Below are 21,187 nucleotides of genomic sequence, written 5' to 3' on the forward strand. Positions count from 1 at the left end.
AAAATCCCTCATTATAAGTTTAATGAGGGATTTTAATATGGATCATAAAAAAATTATTAGTTCATAATGAGCATTGGCATGATAACAGGGTGGCGTTCTGTTTTATCAAACAAGAACTCCTGCAAGTCGTCAATAATTGCTCGGTTAATAGATGCTTCTGTTGCATGTGGATTTCTCATAGCATGTCTGATGGTTTGGAACATAAGTTTGCGGCCTTCGTTGATTAATTCACCAGATTCGCGCATATATACAAAACCACGTGAAAGTAAATCAGGACCGGCTTCAATCATCTTAGTTTCCATATTCAGAGTTGCTACAACAACCACTAATCCTTCTTCTGATAATAATTGCCGATCACGTAGTACGGCATTTCCAATATCACCAACGCCATTTCCGTCTACATAGACATCGCCAGCGCTGAAATGACCAGCTTTACGTGCACTGTCACTCGTAAGAGCAAGAACGTCACCATTTTCTAAAATAAAGCTGTTTTCAATTGGCACATCACATGATCGAGCTAATTCAGTATGAATTTGGAGCATACGGTATTCACCATGAATTGGCATAAAGTACTTAGGCTTCATTAAACGAAGCATTAGTCTTTGTTCATCCTGGCCACCATGACCAGATGTGTGAATGTTATTTACTTTACCATGGATAACTCGAGCACCAGCTTCTTCCAAAGCGTTTATAACGCGGTTAACACTGGTTGTGTTACCAGGAATAGGGTTACTAGAGAAAACAACAGTGTCATTTGGTTGAATAGAAATTTGACGATGAGTTCCGTTTGCGATACGACTCAAAGCGGCCATTGGTTCACCTTGAGAACCCGTACACATAATCAGAACCTTATCCTCAGGAAGGTGTTTGATATCTTCAGCTGAAACTAATGCTTCGTCAGGAATATCTAGATAGCCTAACTCACGTCCATTGACCATTGCAGCTTCCATAGATCGGCCAAACACGGCTATTTTACGTCCGTGTTTTAGAGCTGCTTCTGTTGCCATTTGAATTCGAGAAATATTTGATGCGAAGGTTGCAAATATAATTCGTCCTTCAACTTCTTCAAAAATTCTTCGAATGGATTTACCAACCCAACGTTCAGATTTTGTGAACTCATCACGTTCAGCGTTAGTACTATCTGACATCAGTAGTAGAACACCTTTTTCACCAAGAGCTGCCATCTTTTGTAGGTTAGGTGGCTGGTGAGTAGTGGGGGTAAGATCGAACTTGTAGTCACCGGTCTCCACAATAACGCCAGATGGAGTATGAACAGCAACACCTAATGTATCAGGAATTGAATGGGTGGTTCTGAAGAAAGTAACACTAGTTTTTTGGAACTTGATCACTGAGTCCTCATCAATTTCATGAATGACTGTTGATTTAAGCAGGCCGTGTTCTTCAAGTTTTCCTCGAATCAGAGCAGCTGCTAGGGGACCAGCATAAATTGGAACGTTAATCTGTTGTAATAAGAAAGGTATTCCACCAATATGATCTTCATGACCATGGGTAATGACAAGTGCCTTAATTTTTTGTTGGTTCGCTACTAGATATTGATAATCAGGAATAACATAGTCAATCCCCAATAATTCATCTTCAGGAAACTTGATACCAGCATCAACAAGGATTATTTCATCCTGGAATTGAATACCATAAGTATTTTTTCCAATTTCATTTAAACCTCCGATAGCGTAAACAGAGGTTTCGTTATTTTTGATATTTATTTTATTAACCATATATTAAAACTCAGAAAGTTTGTAGCTTTCCTCTTGTTGTTCAAACTCGAGAGCTTTTCCAGTAAGAGCTTCAATTTGTTCTAAATTAAAGTCAGTATTTTCTTCCACTTTTTTGATAGCCTCAGACTTGTTTTCAGCTTCTAAATAAAGTGAATGTGTATTTTCTCTACGAGGATTTTCTTGTTTTGATTCTTGATAGTAAACTTTGTAAATCATTAGATTAAATTCCTTCTTTCAAATAGTTATATTAATTCAACAAAAAATTAATTTCATACCGTTCAGTGGTTGTACACTCTACAACAATATCTTTAAATATTTTAGCATATACGGTGCTATAAGTATAGAAAGCTATCCTTTTGTAGTGCGTCATGTTAGTATTTACTCATAAAGGCGGGGTGATTATATGATGCCAATAATTATTTTGATAATTATTATTTTAGTTCTTATCATTACTTATGCTAGTTACAAACGTACCAAGAAAAAAAGAGCTATTAAAATTATTCAATTGAACGCTAAGAAAATTGTTGATGGTTCAATGGCCGATGTAGAAAAAAATCTTCGAGATGCGAGCATCATTGATAAATCAAATAATGAAATAGATGGGGAACTGGTTGCTGATGTTTGGGGTAAATTAGTTTTGGCTTTTCATTACAAGATGAGAGTTATAAAAGATGTTAGTATAGACGAGCTGAAAAATGATATTAACCAAGAATTAGCAATTTTCGCCAAGAAAAATGATATTATGTGGAATAATCAGCCTGCATTAGTTGTTTCAGATATTTGGCAAAAGGATCATGGGTTGAACGTAGATATTGCATATATTAAAAATGATGAAACATTAGAATACTTAGATGATCTAAAAAAGGTATAGACATTTATTATGTCTATACCTTTTATTGTTTATCCGATTAAAATTGCATTGTCGTCAATATCCATTGGGTTTTGTTTATTGATATGATCATAGAAGAGAGTACCCTTAAGATGATCAATTTCATGTTGGCAAACGATGGCAGGGTAGTCACGTAACTTGATCTGTTTTGTTTCGCCATCTAAGTTTTGGTAACGGATTGTAATACGATCATGACGTGGTACATATCCAGGGACTTCTTTATCCACTGAAAGACAACCTTCGCCTTCTTCAAGTGCAGCAACTTGAACTGATTGACTTACAATAACTGGATTGACCAGTGTTTCCTCAAGATCAATGGTGTTATCTGGGCCAGGCACTAAAACAGCTGCCATTTGAATTGAAAGTCCAATTTGAGGAGCTGCTAAACCAACGCCAGCTCGTAAGTGATATTTTTCAGCAATTTTTTTATCTTGACTATTTTTTAAATATTCCATCATATCTTGAGCTGCTTTGGCATACTCGTCAGATAGTGGAAAGGTGACTTTATCCGCTCTTTTACGAAGGACATCATTTCCGTCACGTGTTATATCGTTCATTTTAATCAATGTAATCCCTCCAAATGTTATTTCTTATTACTATAATATAGAATATAATTAAATTTAACAACGTCAAAAAAAGGAATTGAAAACATGAAGGATAATTTTTCTTACCCAATTGAAGAATTTTGGAGCGTAGATGAGCTTACTCAAGTCATTGATTTTTATAGCAAAATTGAGAAGGCCTATGATGGTGGAGTTTCTGTCAAAATACTATCAGCTAGTTATGATAATTTTAAAAAGGTCGTGCCAAATAAAAGTGAACAAAAAAGACTGTTTAGAGAATTTGAGAAGAACTCTGGTTTAGCATCATTTCCCATTGTTAAACAACTTAGAGATCCCAAGACTAAAGTGATTCGAGGTTAGAGATGACTGAAATTGATTTTAAAGCAATAGATAAAAAGGTTTATCAAATTTTAAAAGATGACCGTAGTTATTTATTGGAACAAATGAAAACCGAGCCATTGTCTATTTCCGAAAAGACGGGGCCACGTGATTTGGTTACTCAAATTGATAAGCTGAATCAAAAAAGATTAATTCAAGCATTGTCGGCAATTATTCCAAATAGTTCTTTTCTGGGTGAAGAAACGGCTAAAGTTTCACCATTAGAAGATTTAAAAGGACCAGTGTGGATAGTCGATCCAATCGATGGAACATTAAACTTTGTTAAGCAACGAGATAATTTTGCTGTCATGATTGCATTATATATCGATGGAATTGGTAAATTAGGTTTTATTATGGATGTAATGAATGATGTTATTATTCACGGTGGACCAGATGTGAACATTTGGCGCGATAATGATATCCTCGAAGACCCAGTAGATTTAGACTTATCAGATGGATTGATGGGGTTGAGTGGGCCGATGTTGTCCAGAAATCTAAATTATGCTCCCTTAGTTGAACAGCATAGTTTAGGAGCTAGAGTGATTGGTAGTGCTGGTATTGAGTTTATGAGAATAATGGAAGGCCGACAGGTAGGTTATTATTCTAAGTTACAACCGTGGGACTTTGCTGCTGGAAATATTTTAGCTCCAGAGTTAGGACTTGTGGTAACGAATCTTGACGGGTCCAAATTGGATATGCTAAAATCAAGTGTTGTATTAGTGGCTACGAAAAAAGCACATAAGGATATACTCAACCTAATTGATTAAGTGATTCGACTGTGACCATCTCAGTGTCACAGCTTTTTTTATCCAAGGCCAAGTTAATTTGAAAAGGGGAAACATATTGAAACGCAGAGATGATATTCGAAACATTGCCATTATTGCCCATGTCGATCATGGTAAGACTACACTTGTTAATGAATTATTAAAACAATCAGATACACTGGACGAACATGTTCAAATCGAGGATCGTGCTTTAGATTCTAACGCTATTGAACGTGAACGTGGTATCACAATTCTTTCAAAGAATACCGCTGTTCGTTATGGCGAACGCCAAATCAATATCTTGGATACACCGGGACATGCTGACTTTGGTGGTGAAGTTGAACGTATCATGCGAATGGTTGACGGTGTATTGCTTGTTGTTGATGCTTTTGAAGGAACAATGCCACAAACTCGTTTTGTTCTTAAAAAAGCTCTAGAACAACATTTAACACCAATCGTTGTTGTTAACAAGATTGACCGTCCTGGTGCTCGTCCAGAAGAAGTTGTTGATGAAGTTCTTGATCTCTTTATTGAATTAGGTGCTGATGAAGACCAACTTGAATTCCCTGTTGTATATGCTTCTGCTATCAATGGTACTTCAAGCTTCTCTTCAAACCCTGACGATCAAGAACACACAATGAAACCTATCTTTGACACAATTGTTGATACAATTCCAGCTCCAGTTGACAACACTGAAGAACCATTACAATTCCAAGTTGCTTTACTAGATTACAATGACTTCGTTGGTCGTATTGGAATTGGTCGTGTTTTCCGTGGTCGTATTAAAGTTGGTGACAACGTTACGGTTATGAAACTAGATGGATCAACGAAGAACTTCCGAGTAACCAAACTTTTTGGTTTCTTCGGATTGAAACGATTAGAGATTAAAGAAGCTAAAGCCGGAGACTTGATTGCCGTTTCTGGTATGGAAGATATCTTTGTTGGTGAAACAGTTGCTGATGCTGAACATCCAGAAGCATTACCAATTCTTAGAATCGACGAACCTACATTACAAATGACATTTAGAACTAATAACTCACCATTTGCTGGACGCGAAGGTAAGTTTGTTACTTCTCGTCAACTTGAACAACGTCTTAAGAATGAACTTCATACTGACGTTTCTCTTAAAGTTGAAGATACTGATGATCCTGGTGCTTGGGTTGTGTCAGGCCGTGGAGAACTTCATTTATCTATTCTTATTGAAACTCTACGTCGTGAAGGATTTGAACTTCAAGCCTCACGTCCAGAAGTTATCTATAAGGAAATTGAAGGCCAATTAAGCGAACCTTATGAAGAAGTTCAAATTGATACTCCAGAGGAATACTCTGGTTCAATCATTGACTCTCTTTCACAACGTAAAGCTGAAATGCAAAATATGGAAACAGCTGATAACGGTCAAACTCGTTTGACATTCTCAGCTCCATCACGTGGTTTGATTGGTTACTCAACTGAGTTCTTATCAATGACTCGTGGATACGGAATTATGAACCACACATTCTCAGAATACAAACCAGTTATTAAGAATTGGAACCCAGGACGTCGTAATGGTACTCTTGTTTCAATTAACTCTGGTAAAGTTACAACATATGCTATCATGGCTGTTCAAGATCGTGGAACAATCTTCCTTGATCCAGGTACAGAAGTATATGAAGGAATGATTGTTGGTCAAAATAGCCGTGATAACGATATTTCAGTTAACATCACTCGTGGTCGTAACCAGACTAACGTTCGTGCTGCTGGTTCTGAAGATATTGCTAAGGTTAAATCACCATTACATCTTTCTTTGGAAGAATCACTTGAATTCATTAATGAAGATGAATACTGTGAAATCACTCCAGAACATGTTCGTTTAAGAAAACAAATCTTGAACACAAATGAACGTGAAAAAGCTGCTAAGCGTCGTAAGATGACTGGCCGTAACTAATAATTTATAAAAAAGCGAAAACAATCTAATTGTTTTCGCTTTTTTAATATCTAGCACTCATAAAGTGAGATATAATAATGTTTGTGTAACTTTAATTTTAAAGGATGAAATGATTTGAAAAAATTTAAATACATGGACTATTGGATTTTTATCCCATTTATAATTTTAAGTTTATTTGGGGTTATCATGGTTTATTCAGCTAGTGCTGATTATTATTTGTTAAATGGAATTGGTGCTAAAAGCTATCTGTTTAAACAATTGATGTTTGTTCTTGTGGGTGTGCTTGTTGTAGCATTCATGTTTTTCTTAAAAGAATCAAAATTACGTGATAAACGATTTTTGACGTATTTTGCAGCGGCAATCTTCATTTCTTATGTTTACTTATTGAAGTGGGGACAAAATATTAATGGGGCTACTGGATGGATTAGCTTAGGACCAATTAATGTACAACCGTCTGAAGTTTGTAAGTTTTTCTTTGTGATATATCTATCCAATATTCTTTCCAGACATAGTGAACGGGTTGAAATGGAGCCAAATACTTTTGAATACTATAAGAGTCCATTGATTTTAGTTTTAGTATTTGTTTTTCTTAACTTTTTACAGCGAGATTTAGGTGGAACAAGTATTAATTTGGCAATTGCTTTAGTTATTTTCTTAGCAGCAGGCTTGGACTATCGAAAAGGAATTGGTTTTATTTTTGCGGGTGCGGCTTCCTTTGTTGTGTTATTACCTATAGTGGTATCGAAAATTAACGTTCATACATCAAATTATATGTTACAACGGCTAGTCGGCTTCGCACATCCGTTTGAATTAGCAAAAGGTGCAGGTAATCAACTTGTCAACTCGTATTATGCGCTTGGAAATGGTGGAGTATTTGGAGTTGGTTTAGGAAACAGTATCCAAAAGAAAGGCTATCTTCCTGAAGCTAATACTGATTTTATTATGGCCGTGGTATCTGAAGAGCTTGGTTTAGTTACAGTTCTTTTACTTATAGGGTTATTAATGACAATTATTTTTAGAGCTATTAGAATTGGAATTAGATCCAATAGTATGTATCACACACTAGTTTGTTACGGAATTGCCACGTATTTTACAATTCAAACGTTGTTTAACGTTGGCGGGGTAACCGGTATGTTGCCAATTACTGGGGTTACATTTCCATTTATTAGTTATGGTGGATCTAGTATGTTGGTACTATCAGCATGTATTGGGTTGCTATTAAATATCAGCGCTAGTGAACAAAAGCAAAAACAATTAGAACTGGAGCAATAAAATGAATGAAAGACAAAGCATTTCTATTTTCTTAAACAATGTGAAACGTGCTTCTAATTTAAAAAAATATGGTTCGCTTCAGTACGTTTCGAAAAGTTTAAAGTATGCTGTGCTTTATACTGATCGGGTTAATGCATTACCAACTGTTAAGCAGATTAAGAAATTACCATTTGTTAAAACAGCTTACTTGTCACCCCGAGTAGACTTGAAAGTTAATTATCGAGAATCAGATTCAACAGAAACTGTGGAGGATTAGTAATGAGAATAGTATCTGGTGAATTTGGCGGACGTCGTCTAAAAGCGGTTCCTGGAATGAAAACTCGACCTACTACTGATAAGGTTAAAGAATCTATCTTTAACATGATTGGACCTTATTTTTCTGGTGGAACGGCACTTGATTTATACGGTGGAAGCGGAGGATTAGCAATTGAATCTGTTTCTCGAGGTATGGAGCATGCGGTGATCATAGATCGACAATATCAAGCAATTAAAACAATTACAGATAATGTTGCAGTGGCTAAGCAGCCTGAAAAATTTGAGATAAAAAAAGGTGACAGTAATCAAATTATTGATCATATGGATAGCAGTAAGACTAAGTTTGATTTGTTATTACTAGATCCACCATATAAACAACAGAAAATAGTGAAAGATATCAATAAATTGGTTGAACTGAACCTTTTAGCGGATGATGCAGTTATCGTTTGTGAAACTAATCAGGAAGCGAAACTTCCTGACGAAATTGATAACTTTAAATTATGGAAACGCCAGGATTACGGAATTACTGAAGTTTCTATTTATAGAGGTGAATAATAATGACAATTGCACTATATGCTGGCAGTTTTGATCCTTTAACCAATGGTCATCTTGATGTAATCAAAAGATCTAGTAATATTTTTGATCAACTCATTATTGCAGTTGGTGAAAACACAAGTAAAAATAACTTGTTTACGCCTCAAGAACGGGTCAATTTTATTGAAAAAGCTACACAATATCTACCTAACGTAAAGGTTATTGGTTACCAAGGACTTACCGTAGAATTGTTTAAGCAGTTCGACGTGAATGTTCTTGTTCGTGGACTACGTAATGGTACAGATTTGTTATATGAACAACAAATTGCTGAAATGAATCATTTTCTTGATAAAGAGGTTGAAACTGTTTTTATTCCAGCTGATCCAAAATGGAATAAAACATCATCTAGTCTTTTAAAAGAAGTTATAATGATGGGCGGAAATATTGAAGGACTAGCTCCGGATTATGTTATTTCGGCTATGAAATCACGATTGAAAAAGTAGGAAAAATCCTACTTTTTTATTTTGCGTATTTTTAGAGTGAAGGAAGTGATTACATGTTGGAAGAATTATGGGATAAATATCAACGCCAAATTATAATAAGTGGTGTTGCAGTTGCCGTAGTTACTATTGTAGTAGCGCTGTTAATGGGAGCGTGTAAAAACCCTAAAAGTAATGACTTGGCGGGGATTAACGGCTCAAGTGCTATATCTACTAGTAGTGGAGTAAGTGGAGATACTGCTAACACTGATAACAAAATATCTGGGTCTACTCAATCAGTTACTACAAAACCTGCTCCTGTTGCAAATACAAAAATAATGGTCGATGTAAAAGGTGCAGTTAAGAACCCAGGTGTTTATGAAGTAAAGGAAGGTATGCGAATCACAGATGCTATTAATCTGGCAGGTGGGTTAAATCGGTCAGCAGATCGGAAGCATGTTAACTTAGCCAGTCAACTTAGTGATCAGCAAGTGGTTTATGTTCCGATTCGTGGTGAGGTCAAAGGGCCAATCGTTGATAGCTCAGCGACTAGCACCACCAATAGTCCATCTGTGACTACATCCTCTAGTAGTGATAATGCAGTTAAAAGCTCTAGCACTTCACAGAACGACCAAAAATCAGATAGCGGTCAGGTTAATTTGAATTCGGCTAGTAAAGAGGACTTAACAAAATTAAATGGCATTGGTGACAAAAAAGCTGAGCAAATTGTGGCATACCGTGAGTCCCATGGTTCATTTAAGAATGTGGATGAACTAAAGCAAGTTCAAGGCATTGGTGATAAAATTTTTGAAACAATTAAAGCAAGCGTTGTAGTATGATACTAATAAATGAGGTGGAGATATGGATCAAAGAATTAATTGGGATCAGTACTTTATGACCCAGGCAACTTTATTATCGTTACGAAGCACATGTACTAGATTATCCGTCGGTGCAGTTATTGTCCGTGACAAACGAGTGATTGCAGGAGGATACAATGGTTCTGTTGCTGGTGACGTTCATTGTATTGATGAAGGATGTTATTTAGTTGACGGACACTGTGTTAGAACAATTCACGCCGAAATGAATGCAATTTTGCAGTGTGCTAAATTCGGTGTTGCAACTGATGGAGCTGAAATTTATGTTACAGATTTTCCATGTTTACAATGTACAAAAATGATTTTGCAAGCTGGAATCACCAAAATTAATTATCTAAGAAATTATCATAATGATGAATATGCTGTTCAATTATTGGATCGAATGAAAATTGAAGTTAAACAAATCGATTTTACAGATCAAGATTTGTCAAAAATTGACGTTGCAAAGTTAATTCGTGATTCAGAAACTAAATAAAATTCAGCCACTTTGGTACGCTATTGCTGTAGCGTTATTGCCATGTGTAATCTTTTTGGAAGATAAAATATTATGGCTTGGCCTGCTTACAATTTGGATAATACGTATTTTACTTTTACGGCAATTTAAAGTTACTTTTTTGGCGATAATTGTTGGACTGATATTTTTTATTCACTTTAAAAATATTCAAACAAGAATCAACGCATTTAATGCTTTGGATAATAAAATTATTCGAGTTGTAAAAGCAAAAGTTACACCAGATCAAATTGATGTTGAGGGCGATCATTTTACTATTCACAGCTTTGATAATAATGTTGTGCACTCAAGGCTTACTATTTCGGGTTATTTAAAAAAACAAGAACAACAAGAACTCTTAGCCAAAATTAACAAGACCTCGGTCATTAATGTTAAAGGGATTTTTGAGAAGTTAGCTAAACCTACTAATTTTAATCAGCCTGATTTTGCTCTTAACTCGTATGGTAAAGGTGAGTATGTTAAGTTCAATAAGGCCACTTTTGTTAGCATGGAGGATTCTACTAATAAATCGATCTATACAGCAATTCATCAATTACGATTTAATCTGATGAATAGGTGCAGACGTCTAACAGAGCCAATAAAAGGATATTGTCTTACGTTACTTTTTGGAAGCCAAACTGAGACATTTAATGAAAACAACGAGGCTTTGAAAAATGTTGGCATCATTCATCTTTTCAGTATTTCTGGATTGCACTTATTTGCTTTTACTTTGTTATTAGAGCGATTGGGTGCAGTGATAGGATTAACTAGAGGAAAAATCAAGTTTTTAGTTGTCGGATTACTTCCAGTTTATTATGTTGTTGGAGGTGGTTCAACAAGTCTCTTTAGGGCAGCAATGTCGGCTGCTATTTTAGCGGTCGCTAAAGGTACTAAAAGTTTGGATGGTTTAAATATTTGGTCGTTAGTTTTAATGATTAATCTATTTATAAATCCATTTGTTTTACTGTCATTAGGAGGATTTTTAAGTTATTTACTATCGTTTATATTAATAATGCAGGCTAGAGTCGAAAATGTTGGTTCAATAATGTCTAGTTGGAATTTATTTTTAATAAGCGTACCGATTTTGCTGTTTAAAACTTATCAAATTAACTTATTAACAACATTGTTCAATATGGTATTTATTCCAGTATTTTCTACAGTTGTATTTCCACTAGTAGCCATTACATATTTTGTGCCGTCGTTAGATAAGCTAAGCAATGTTATCATTCAAATATTTAATAAAATGATTCAGGTTTCTAATGAATTACCAGGACTAATAAATTTTGGGAAACCCAATGAGTTAATTACAGTTTTAATCTTTGTTGCTAGCTTAGTTTATATTGGTAAAAAGAATTGGCGTAAAAGTACAGGATTATTTTTAATGTCTATCTATTTTTTGACGTTTTTGATAATTCATATTCCTATGAATGGAGAAGTAAGCTTTTTCGATGTTGGTCAGGGGGATAGTATTCTAATTCGTGAGCCATTAAACAAGTCGATTACATTGATTGATACTGGTGGTCACGTTGGTTTTGAGAAACCATCTTGGGCTAGAACTAGAGAAAACCATTTTATTGCGGCTAATAGCTCAATTCCATATCTAAAAAGTAAAGGAATCACGCGTCTCAATAATCTATGTTTGACACATCAGGATGCGGATCATATTGGCGAGGTAAGTGAGATCCTGAAAAACTTTCACGTTGATCGTCTGATTATTTCGAATGGAATGCAAAACACATTAGGATTTAAACGAAAAATATTGCCATTCTTAAAAAGCGAAACAAAATTAACAACTATTTTAGCAGGTGTACATCTTAAAGGACTTCCATTTGAAATATTAGGTCCAAATCATTCTGGGAGTGGTAAGAATGAAGATTCCATTACTTTGTATGGAAAATTTGGTGGAAAAACTTTTTTGTTTAGTGGTGATCTTGGACAAGTGGGAGAATGCGAATTACTCCGGCGTAATCCTAATCTAAAGGTAGATGTTTTTAAGTTAGGACATCATGGGAGTAAAACATCCAATGGTAAAAGCTTTCTTGCTGAGATTCAACCTAAGTTAGCTATTATTTCAGCTGGAAGAGATAATCACTACAATCATCCAAATCCAGAAACAATACGTCGGTTGAAGGAATTAGGCATTCCATCTGTTTCAACACAAACAAGAGGGATGATTTCATATAGATATGGTGTTCGTAATGTGGGAAAATGGTATACAAAGATTGCACAGTAAGGAAAAATTATGAAAATAAATGAACTTTCGAAGAATATTGATAATCAAAGAATTGATCCAGTTTATTTGGTACAAGGAAATGATCAATATTTGCAAGAAAAAGTAGAAAAAGCATTGCTAAGTATTATTCCAGATGATCAACGGATTATGAATGTTGGAATATTAGATTTTGAGCAAACGACAATGAGTAATATTTTAAATGAAGTAGAATCTGCTCCTTTTTTTGGTGAACGTAGACTGGTAATAGTACGGAACGCAAAGTTTTTAACTGGGGAACGATTGAAGCAGAAAGTTGATCTTGATGGATTGGTCAACTACTTGAATCATCCGGAACCAACAACTGTAATGGTTATTTTAGCACCATATGCCAAGCTAGATGGACGAAAAAAAATTGTAAAGGACCTAAAAACAAAAGCCACTCTGATTAATACTGATAGTCCTTCTGAAAATGAAGTAAGGGGATATGTTAACTCGGATATTGAACATAATGGATATCAAATCGATAATAATGGGATGAATCTTTTAATTAGTCGAACAGATGCCAATTTAGCGACTATTATGAACGAGTTACCTAAACTATATCTTTATGGTGTTGATTCTAAGATGATCACGGAACAGGCAGTTTCAGAATTGGTGCCACAGAGTTTGAATCAAAATGTATTTGATCTCATCAACGCTCTGTTAAACTCTAATATAAAAAAAGCACTCGATATTTATGCTGACTTAATGGTTTTGCAGGAACAGCCATTAAGAATCAATGCTGCTTTATTAAGTCAATTTAGATTATTAATTCAAAGTAAAATTTTAAGTGAACGTGGGTTCTCACAGGGGAAAGTTGCTGAGGAATTAAAAGTGCATCCATATCGAGTGAAACTTGCACTACAAACCAGTCGTCGTTTTAATCTGGAAAGATTAGAAGCAGGATATTTGGGGTTAGTGGATATTGAGCACCAACTGAAATCAACTACTCGTGATCCACAGGGGTTGTTTGAACTATTCCTAGTTAAATTTAACAATAAAAAAAAGATTTGAAACTTTAAGTTTCAAATCTTTATTTGTTTAATTGTTTAGCTAAACGAGATTTCTTGTTTGCAGCATTGTTAGCTTTGATCAAACCTTTTGATTTAGCTTTATCAATCTTACTGTAAGCGTTAGTTAAAAGTTCTGCAGCATTGTCTGAGCTGTTTTTTGCAGCTGTTTCGAATGCCTTGATGCTTGTACGCATTGCGCTCAATTGTGAACGATTACGGTCAGCAGCTTTTTCATTCGTGCGAACACGTTTCATTGCGGACTTGATAACTGGCATGTGATTCACCTCCACTGGTTTCTATCGTAAATACAACAACGATTATTATACAGAATCTATTGATGTTATGCAATAAGTGAATTACTAACTTGCAAAATAATTGGAATTTTTGTATGATACTAAGAGTGCTTAGCACATACCTATTACTTAGTTTTACGATCTGCCGACGTAATACTCAGTTATAGGAAATAAAAGAATGAGGTGTTAAAAAATGGCTATTTCACAAACAACAAAAAACGAAATTATCGCAAAGTATGCTCGTCATGAAGGCGACACAGGTTCTGCAGAAGTACAAATTGCAGTTCTAACTGCTGATATTAATGAAATCAATGAACATTTACGTGTTCACCGTAAAGATTTTCATTCACAACGTGGATTGATGAAGAAGATCGGTCATCGTCGTAACTTGCTTGCATATCTTCGTAAGAATGATGTTCAACGTTACCGCGATTTGATCCAAAGTCTTGGACTACGTCGTTAATATTTGTAACACATTTAAGCATTCTCTTCGTTATTGAAGAGGATGCTTTTTTGTTTAGTAATTAAAATATGTTAAAATGAAAGCACTGTAACTCGTTCGGAATAAAAAACAAAAATTAATATAGGTGGTAAAAAATGAGTGATATTGTAAAAATAATTCCATTTGGCGGAGTTCGCGAAAATGGAAAGAATATGTATGCTGTTCAAGTAAATGAAGATATCTTTATTTTGGACTGTGGTCTTAAATACCCAGAAAATGAATTGCTAGGAATTGATATTGTTATTCCAGACTTTTCATATCTAAAAGAACATAAAGACCAAATAGTTGGTGTGTTCTTAACTCACGGTCATGCTGATGCTATTGGAGCACTTCCATATTTCTTGCAGGACTTTAAAGTTCCTGTCTTTGGATCTGAGATGACAATTGCCTTGGCTAAGATTGATGTAGAAGAGGAGCCAGCACTAAAGGGATTCAATGATTTTCATATTGTTGATGAACAAAAAGAAATTGATTTTGGAAACGTAGTTGTTTCTTTCTTCAAGACTACACATTCCATTCCAAACTCATTGGGAATCGTACTAAAGACTAGTCAAGGACAGGTTGTTTATACTGGTGATTTCAAATTTGATCAAACTGCTGTTTCGGAATATGCGACAGACTATGGTCGTTTAGCTGAAATCGGAAATAGTAAAGTTCTTGCTTTGCTGAGTGACTCTGCAAATGCTGAAAATTACAAGCCATCAGCTAATGAGATTGATATTTCTGGCAAAATTATGGAAACAGTTAAATATCATGACGGAAGAATAATTGTTGCTTCTGTTGCTTCTAATATTCTTAGAATTCAACAAGTTATCAATGCTGCCGCAAAAGCTGGTCGAAAAGTCATTTTAACTGGTCACGATTTAGAGAAAATTGTTAATACAGCTCTCCAAATGAACAAACTTCATTTACCAGATCCTGATTTAATTGTTCCACTTAGCCAAATTGATAAATTAGCCCCAGAACAAGTAATCTTGCTTGAAACTGGTAAGATGGGTGAGCCTATTAAGGCGCTACAAAAGATGGCTGCTCGTAAAACGGGGGCACAAAGTATTCAGAAGGGTGATTTAGTTTATATTACAACGACTCCTTCACATGCTATGGAAACAACCGTTGCTAAAACAAAAGATATGTTGTATCGCGCTGGCGCGGAAGTTAAGTCAATTTCTGATGAAGTTAATTCAGCTGGTCATGCTACTAAAGATGATCTTCAATTAATGATTAACATTTTAAAACCAGAATATCTTATTCCAATTCAAGGTGAATATCGTTTGTTGGCTGCTCATGCTGATTTGGCTCAAGAAGCTGGAATTCCAGCTGATCATATTTTTATCACTACTAAGGGTGATGTCTTAGAATATGATGGCAAAGAAATGCATCTAGGAAAAGGTATTGAAGTTGGTAATACCATGATTGATGGAATTGGTGTCGGAGATATCGGAAATATTGTTCTTCGTGATCGAAAGATTCTTTCTGAAGATGGTATCTTTGTTGCAGTTGTGACAATTGATCGTAAGAAAAAGAAAATTATTACTGATCCTAAAATTACATCTAAAGGATTTGTCTACCAAAGAACCAGTTCTGAATTGATTTCGGAGAGTGCTGAGATTGTGAAGAATGTGGTTCAAGCAAATCTTGATAATAAGGAATTTGACTGGGGTCATTTAAAACAAGATGTTCGCGAAAAACTAGGCAAATATTTGTTTGAACAAACTAAGCGTCATCCAGTAATTTTGCCAGTCATTATGGAAGTTAATCAACATCACCGCAAACGGGTTAATAATAACAAGAATAATGAAAAGTAAAAATAATCAATTTCAAGAGATTGATCCACTAATTGAAAATGGTGAGACTAGTCGTGCAATGGAACTGTTAGAAAAATTAGACAGGAACGATTTTAACTCTGAGGTGGTTTCTCGGATTGTAAAAATTCATCTAATGAATAAACAGTACCAGATGGCCTTGAAACGGATTAATGAACATAGTAGGTGGTTTAGTGAAAACCAGCCTACTTTTTATATAGAAACATTAATTCAAGCTAAGTCATATGTACCTGCTTATCAATTTTTGATCAGTATTCAAGAAAATTTGAAAGATTCGGATTATGAAGCTTTAAAAAAGTTACTTTTCCAGGAAATGGATTTATTTAAGCGGAATTCAAAACAAACTATCATAGAATTAAAGAAGTCACTGTATCATATTGGTAATCATAATTTGATTGAGCAACAAAGAGTTTTAGAACAATCATTTAGTTTACCTATTAAAGAGTTTGAAGAGGCTGTTAAGTTCGCTTTGGTTGATCCGTTCTTAAATCAATTTATGAGAGTTACTTTGTTAGAACAGTTGGTATCTTTGCAGAGTGCAGAAAAAGTACAATTTATGTGGATTGATCATAATCAGTATGAGGTTATTCCTTCAGAGTTAACCATCTTTAACAAGGATCCATTGTATCGGGATATAATTCATCAATTAGACAATGAAATTAAAAATCCAAGTGAAGTACAACAGTTAAAACAAAGTTTAGAAATTTATTACAGATTATCTTTCCCTTTTGAAACAAAGATTAATAACAGCTCTACAAAATGGATAGAATCTTTAACGAGTGAGAATCCTGATTTGCAGGCCAGAGGTCGGTTAAGGATACTGGACGAAATGTTACAAGATATTTCAAATATATTAAAATAACAACAAAATTATTATTATTATTGATTTTATTGTTTACAAGTTAATCGTCATTATCATATAATACTTAAGGATTCTCTGAGGGGACAGGTTGCCTTTCGTTGAGGATGTAGTATAATAGTTTTTAAAGAATCCAGTCGCAATGCCAAGGACTGTGAAATTCTTACGACAATACAGGAGGTTCGTATTAATGGCAAAAGAACATTACGAAAGAACAAAACCCCATGTAAATATTGGTACAATTGGACACGTTGACCATGGGAAAACTACATTGACAGCTGCTATTACAAAAGTGTTGTCAGAAAAAGGTTTAGCACAAGCTTCAGATTATGCTGATATTGATGCTGCACCTGAAGAAAAAGAACGTGGTATCACAATCAACACAGCTCACGTTGAATATGAAACTGAAAAGCGTCATTACGCTCATATCGATGCTCCAGGACATGCTGATTACGTTAAAAACATGATCACTGGTGCTGCACAAATGGATGGTGCTATCTTAGTTGTTGCTGCAACTGATGGTCCTATGCCACAAACTCGTGAACATATCCTTTTGGCTCACCAAGTTGGTGTTGATTACATCGTTGTATTCCTTAACAAGACTGATCTTGTTGATGATGACGAATTGATCGATTTAGTTGAAATGGAAGTTCGTGAATTACTATCAGAATATGATTTCCCTGGCGATGATGTTCCTGTACTTCGCGGTTCAGCTCTTAAAGCCCTTGAAGGCGATGCTGAACAAGAAAAGGTTATCATGGACTTGATGGACACAATCGACGAATACATTCCAACTCCAGAACGTCAAACAGACAAGCCATTCTTGATGCCTGTTGAAGATGTATTTACAATCACTGGACGTGGTACTGTTGCTTCTGGTCGTATCGACCGTGGTGAAGTTAAAGTCGGTGACGAAGTTGAAATCGTAGGTTTGACTGATGCTCCTCTTAAGACAACTATTACTGGACTAGAAATGTTCCGTAAGACACTTGATCTTGGTGAAGCTGGAGATAACGTTGGTGCACTTCTTCGTGGTGTTAACCGTGATCAAGTTGTTCGTGGCCAAGTTTTGGCTGCACCTGGTTCAATCCAAACTCACAAGAAGTTCAAGAGTGAAGTTTATATCTTGACTAAAGATGAAGGTGGACGTCATACTCCATTCTTCTCAAACTATCGTCCACAATTCTATTTCCATACAACTGATGTTACTGGTGTTATTGAATTACCAGAAAACGTTGAAATGGTTATGCCTGGTGATAACGTTACATTTACAGTAGAACTTATCGAACCCGTTGCTATTGAAAAGGGTACTAAGTTTACTGTTCGTGAAGGTGGTCACACGGTTGGTGCCGGTGTTGTATCTGAAATCGACGACTAATATTTACAAATTAGGAATCCACTTTGTGGGTTTCTTTTTTTTGCTTAAAAATGCTTGTAATATTTACTTTTATTAGTGAGTACGGTAAAATAATACGGTACGCAATTTAGAAGTATTAGGCATAAAATTAATTTGTCGGAGGGAATACAATGACTGCAAAATGGGAAAAAACTGGTACTAACGAAGGAACTTTAACTTTCGAAGTTGGTACTGATGAAATTAAAACTGGTTTGGACAAAGCTTTTGCTCAAACAAAAAAACAATTAAACGTACCTGGATTCCGTAAAGGAAAAGTGCCACGCCAAATCTTTAACCAAATGTATGGTGAAGAAGCATTGTACCAAGATGCACTGAATGTTGTATTACCAGATGCATACGAAAAAGCTATTGCAGAAGCTGGAATTAAGCCAGTTGACCAACCTAAAGTTGATGTTGATAGCATGGAAAAGAACAAACCTTGGGTTATCAAAGCAATCGTAACAGTTGAACCTGAAGTTAAACTTGGCGAATACAAAGGTGTTAAGGTTGAAAAACAAAGCACTCGTGTAACTCAAAAAGAAGTTGACGCTGATATTGAAAAGAAACGTGAACAACAAGCTGAATTAGTATTAAAAGAAGATAAGGCAGCTGAAAAGGGCGATACAGTTACAATCGACTTTGATGGTTCTGTTGACGGTGTACCATTTGATGGTGGAAAAGCTGACAACTATGACCTTGAATTAGGTTCAAACTCATTTATCCCTGGATTTGAAGATCAATTACTTGGTCACAAGTCAGATGATAAAGTTGATGTTGAAGTAACATTCCCAGAAGATTATCAAGCTGAAGAATTACAAGGCAAAAAGGCAATCTTTAAGGTTGTAGTTCACGAAGTTAAGACAAAAGAACTTCCAGAACTTGATGATGAGTTTGCTAAGGATGTTGACGAAGAAGTTGACTCACTTGACCAACTTAAAGAAAAAACAAAAGCTGATATCAAGGCTCGTAAGACTCAATCAGCTAGCGACGCAAAAGAAAATGAAGCAGTTCAAGCAGCTGTTGATAATGCTGAGGTTGAAGAAATCCCACAAGCAATGCTTGATGAAGATGTTGATCGTCAAGTTAGCCAATACATGGCAAACATGCAACAACAAGGCATTAGTCCTGACATGTATTTCCAATTGACAGGTTCATCAGAAGACCAACTCAAGCAACAACTTAGCGAAGGCGCTGCTAACCGTGTTAAAACAAACTTGGTTTTGGAAGCTATTGTTGAAGCTGAAAAAATTGAACCTTCAAAAGATGATATTGATGCTGAAATCAAAAATCTTGCTGGTCAATATGGTATGGAAGAAGATGCTGTTCGTTCAGCACTTTCAGAAGATATGGTTAAGCATGATGTTGCAATAAAAGATGCAGTTGAATTAATTAAGAATGAAGCTGTTGAAGAACCAAAATCTAAATCAACAAAATAATTTTTGCAATCAAATAATCAACCAACAAACGATCTCGAGTTGACTCGGGGTCGTTTGTTTTTGAAACAACCTATTAGGATAATTATCAATAGTTTGTTATGATAGTTGCAAATAAAAACGAGGTGAATGTATTGTTTGATGATCAACAACCTACAGAACCAATCGCTTGTTCTTTCTGTGGTAAAACACAAGATCAAGTTAAAAAAATAATTGCTGGGCCAGATGTATACATTTGTAACGAATGTGTTGATTTGTGTAAGGAAATTATTGATGAAGAGTTAGCTGAACAAGGACAGATTGAAGTTACTGATATTCCAACACCTGTTCAGATTGTTCAATATTTAAACCAATATGTAATTGGTCAAGATGAAGCAAAGAAAACACTATCTGTTGCTGTCTATAACCATTACAAACGTATTAATCAGATGAATGAAAAATCAGATGATGAAGACGCTCCCGAACTTCAAAAGAGTAATATTAGCCTTATTGGACCAACTGGCTCAGGAAAGACTTTTCTTGCCCAAAGTTTGGCAAAAATTTTGCATGTGCCATTCGCAATTGCTGATGCTACAACTTTAACTGAAGCTGGGTATGTTGGTGAAGATGTTGAGAATATCTTACTTAAGTTATTACAAAATGCAGATTACAACGTTGAACAGGCTGAACGTGGAATTATTTACATCGATGAGATTGATAAGATTGCTAAAAAAAGTGAAAATGTATCAATCACTCGTGATGTTTCAGGTGAAGGTGTTCAACAGGCATTGCTTAAGATCTTAGAGGGGACAATCGCTAGTGTGCCGCCTCAAGGTGGAAGAAAACATCCACAACAGGAATTTATTCAGATTGACACTACTAACATCCTATTCATCGTTGGTGGGGCATTTGACGGAATCGAAACGATTGTTAAGAATCGTCTTGGCGACAAAACTATTGGATTTGGAAATAATGAAAATAGTAATCTTGATGATTCCAAGAGCTTGATGCAACAAGTTATTCCTGAAGACTTATTGAAGTTCGGTTTAATTCCAGAATTTATTGGACGTTTACCAATTTTGACTGCCTTAGAAAAGCTTACTGCTGATGACTTAGTTCGGATCTCAACTGAACCCAAAAATGCTTTAGTAAAGCAATATACAATGTTATTGGGACTAGATGGAGTAGATTTGCATTTCACACCACAAGCATTGAAGTCAATTGCTGAATTAGCTATTGAACGAGATACTGGTGCACGTGGCTTACGTTCTATTATTGAAAATGTAATGCGCGATATTATGTATGAAATTCCTTCTCGAACTGATGTTAAAAAAGTTACTGTGAATAAAAAAACAGTTACTGAAGAAGCACAACCAGAACTTGAATTAACTGACAAACAAGCTTCTTAAAATTTAAAGTCCGCATTGATTTATTTGAATGCGGACTTTTTTAGTAGTATTTCATGGTATGATTAAGTAT

The 21,187-nt window shown here is 35.3% G+C and carries 22 protein-coding genes; 18 read left to right on the plus strand and 4 right to left on the minus strand.

The annotated features are described in order from the left end of the window. Positions 1–56: 56 nt before the first annotated feature. Positions 57–1,736, minus strand: coding sequence for a ribonuclease J1 (gene rnjA / locus IV88_RS03040; RefSeq protein ID WP_057798623.1), 1,680 nt, complete (start codon positions 1,734–1,736; stop codon positions 57–59). Positions 1,737–1,739: 3 nt separating this feature from the next. Further along, entirely contained in the window at positions 1,740–1,952 is a 213-nt protein-coding gene (locus IV88_RS03045; protein WP_057798625.1) for a DNA-directed RNA polymerase subunit epsilon, read from the minus strand. A gap of 187 nt (positions 1,953–2,139) precedes the next feature. Between IV88_RS03045 and IV88_RS03050 the strand changes: the two genes are divergently transcribed. Beyond that, the gene (locus IV88_RS03050) at positions 2,140–2,607 is read left to right on the plus strand and encodes a hypothetical protein (protein WP_147165241.1); all 468 of its coding nucleotides are present in this window, start codon (positions 2,140–2,142) and stop codon (positions 2,605–2,607) included. A 29-nt stretch (positions 2,608–2,636) separates the two neighbouring features. Here the strand turns inward: IV88_RS03050 and def are convergent, their stop codons facing one another. Beyond that, positions 2,637–3,191: a peptide deformylase gene (gene def / locus IV88_RS03055; RefSeq protein ID WP_083486829.1), complete on the minus strand. Its 555-nt coding sequence runs from the start codon at positions 3,189–3,191 to the stop codon at positions 2,637–2,639. Positions 3,192–3,275: 84 nt separating this feature from the next. On the opposite strand from def, the gene IV88_RS03060 reads away from it, so the two are divergent. The 11 genes from IV88_RS03060 to holA all read left to right on the plus strand — a co-directional run bounded on the left by IV88_RS03060 (position 3,276) and on the right by holA (position 13,424). Beyond that, the gene (locus tag IV88_RS03060; protein ID WP_057798629.1) at positions 3,276–3,548 is read left to right on the plus strand and encodes a UPF0223 family protein; all 273 of its coding nucleotides are present in this window, start codon (positions 3,276–3,278) and stop codon (positions 3,546–3,548) included. A 2-nt stretch (positions 3,549–3,550) separates the two neighbouring features. After that, the gene (locus IV88_RS03065) at positions 3,551–4,333 is read left to right on the plus strand and encodes an inositol monophosphatase family protein (protein ID WP_057798631.1); all 783 of its coding nucleotides are present in this window, start codon (positions 3,551–3,553) and stop codon (positions 4,331–4,333) included. A gap of 76 nt (positions 4,334–4,409) precedes the next feature. Next, a complete protein-coding gene (gene typA, locus IV88_RS03070; protein ID WP_057798634.1) occupies positions 4,410–6,254 on the plus strand; it encodes a translational GTPase TypA in 1,845 nt (614 codons plus the stop codon). A gap of 132 nt (positions 6,255–6,386) precedes the next feature. Further along, positions 6,387–7,526: an FtsW/RodA/SpoVE family cell cycle protein gene (locus IV88_RS03075; protein ID WP_057798704.1), complete on the plus strand. Its 1,140-nt coding sequence runs from the start codon at positions 6,387–6,389 to the stop codon at positions 7,524–7,526. Position 7,527: 1 nt separating this feature from the next. Then, positions 7,528–7,782 (plus strand): DUF2129 domain-containing protein, encoded by a 255-nt coding sequence (locus IV88_RS03080; RefSeq protein WP_057798636.1) that lies wholly within the window; start codon positions 7,528–7,530, stop codon positions 7,780–7,782. Between the two features lie 2 nt (positions 7,783–7,784). Further along, positions 7,785–8,336 carry a 16S rRNA (guanine(966)-N(2))-methyltransferase RsmD gene (gene rsmD, locus IV88_RS03085; RefSeq protein ID WP_057798638.1) on the plus strand — a complete coding sequence of 184 codons (552 nt, stop codon included), beginning with the start codon at positions 7,785–7,787 and terminating at the stop codon, positions 8,334–8,336. Positions 8,337–8,338: 2 nt separating this feature from the next. After that, positions 8,339–8,818, plus strand: a complete 480-nt coding sequence (gene coaD, locus IV88_RS03090) for a pantetheine-phosphate adenylyltransferase (RefSeq protein ID WP_057798640.1) — start codon at positions 8,339–8,341, stop codon at positions 8,816–8,818. Positions 8,819–8,871: 53 nt separating this feature from the next. Then, complete coding sequence (locus tag IV88_RS03095; RefSeq protein ID WP_057798643.1) at positions 8,872–9,633, plus strand: helix-hairpin-helix domain-containing protein; 762 nt, start codon at positions 8,872–8,874, stop codon at positions 9,631–9,633. Positions 9,634–9,655: 22 nt separating this feature from the next. Then, a complete protein-coding gene (locus IV88_RS03100; RefSeq protein ID WP_057798645.1) occupies positions 9,656–10,144 on the plus strand; it encodes a ComE operon protein 2 in 489 nt (162 codons plus the stop codon). Positions 10,145–10,199: 55 nt separating this feature from the next. After that, on the plus strand, positions 10,200–12,392 hold the full coding sequence (locus IV88_RS03105; RefSeq protein WP_162258639.1) for a DNA internalization-related competence protein ComEC/Rec2: 2,193 nt from the start codon (positions 10,200–10,202) through the stop codon (positions 12,390–12,392). A 9-nt stretch (positions 12,393–12,401) separates the two neighbouring features. Beyond that, positions 12,402–13,424 (plus strand): DNA polymerase III subunit delta, encoded by a 1,023-nt coding sequence (gene holA, locus IV88_RS03110; RefSeq protein ID WP_057798648.1) that lies wholly within the window; start codon positions 12,402–12,404, stop codon positions 13,422–13,424. A 19-nt stretch (positions 13,425–13,443) separates the two neighbouring features. Here holA and rpsT read toward each other — a convergent pair whose 3' ends face one another. Next, positions 13,444–13,698 carry a 30S ribosomal protein S20 gene (gene rpsT, locus IV88_RS03115; RefSeq protein WP_057798650.1) on the minus strand — a complete coding sequence of 85 codons (255 nt, stop codon included), beginning with the start codon at positions 13,696–13,698 and terminating at the stop codon, positions 13,444–13,446. A gap of 211 nt (positions 13,699–13,909) precedes the next feature. Between rpsT and rpsO the strand changes: the two genes are divergently transcribed. The 6 genes from rpsO (at position 13,910) to clpX (ending at position 21,117) form a co-directional block, all read left to right on the plus strand. Then, positions 13,910–14,179, plus strand: a complete 270-nt coding sequence (gene rpsO, locus IV88_RS03120) for a 30S ribosomal protein S15 (protein ID WP_057798652.1) — start codon at positions 13,910–13,912, stop codon at positions 14,177–14,179. A 134-nt stretch (positions 14,180–14,313) separates the two neighbouring features. Then, on the plus strand, positions 14,314–16,023 hold the full coding sequence (locus tag IV88_RS03125) for a ribonuclease J (RefSeq protein ID WP_057798653.1): 1,710 nt from the start codon (positions 14,314–14,316) through the stop codon (positions 16,021–16,023). Further along, the gene (locus tag IV88_RS03130) at positions 16,013–16,903 is read left to right on the plus strand and encodes a hypothetical protein (RefSeq protein WP_057798655.1); all 891 of its coding nucleotides are present in this window, start codon (positions 16,013–16,015) and stop codon (positions 16,901–16,903) included. The genes IV88_RS03125 and IV88_RS03130 overlap by 11 nt, the downstream gene beginning before the upstream one ends. A 187-nt stretch (positions 16,904–17,090) precedes the next feature. Continuing rightward, positions 17,091–18,278, plus strand: coding sequence for an elongation factor Tu (tuf, locus tag IV88_RS03135; RefSeq protein WP_057798657.1), 1,188 nt, complete (start codon positions 17,091–17,093; stop codon positions 18,276–18,278). A 149-nt stretch (positions 18,279–18,427) separates the two neighbouring features. After that, positions 18,428–19,732, plus strand: coding sequence for a trigger factor (tig, locus tag IV88_RS03140; protein ID WP_057798659.1), 1,305 nt, complete (start codon positions 18,428–18,430; stop codon positions 19,730–19,732). A 131-nt stretch (positions 19,733–19,863) separates the two neighbouring features. After that, on the plus strand, positions 19,864–21,117 hold the full coding sequence (gene clpX / locus IV88_RS03145) for an ATP-dependent Clp protease ATP-binding subunit ClpX (RefSeq protein WP_057798661.1): 1,254 nt from the start codon (positions 19,864–19,866) through the stop codon (positions 21,115–21,117). The last annotated feature ends 70 nt before the right edge of the window (positions 21,118–21,187 follow it).

The sequence above is a fragment of the Pediococcus argentinicus genome (genome assembly GCF_001437605.1).
Taxonomy (GTDB): Bacteria; Bacillota; Bacilli; order Lactobacillales; family Lactobacillaceae; genus Pediococcus; species Pediococcus argentinicus.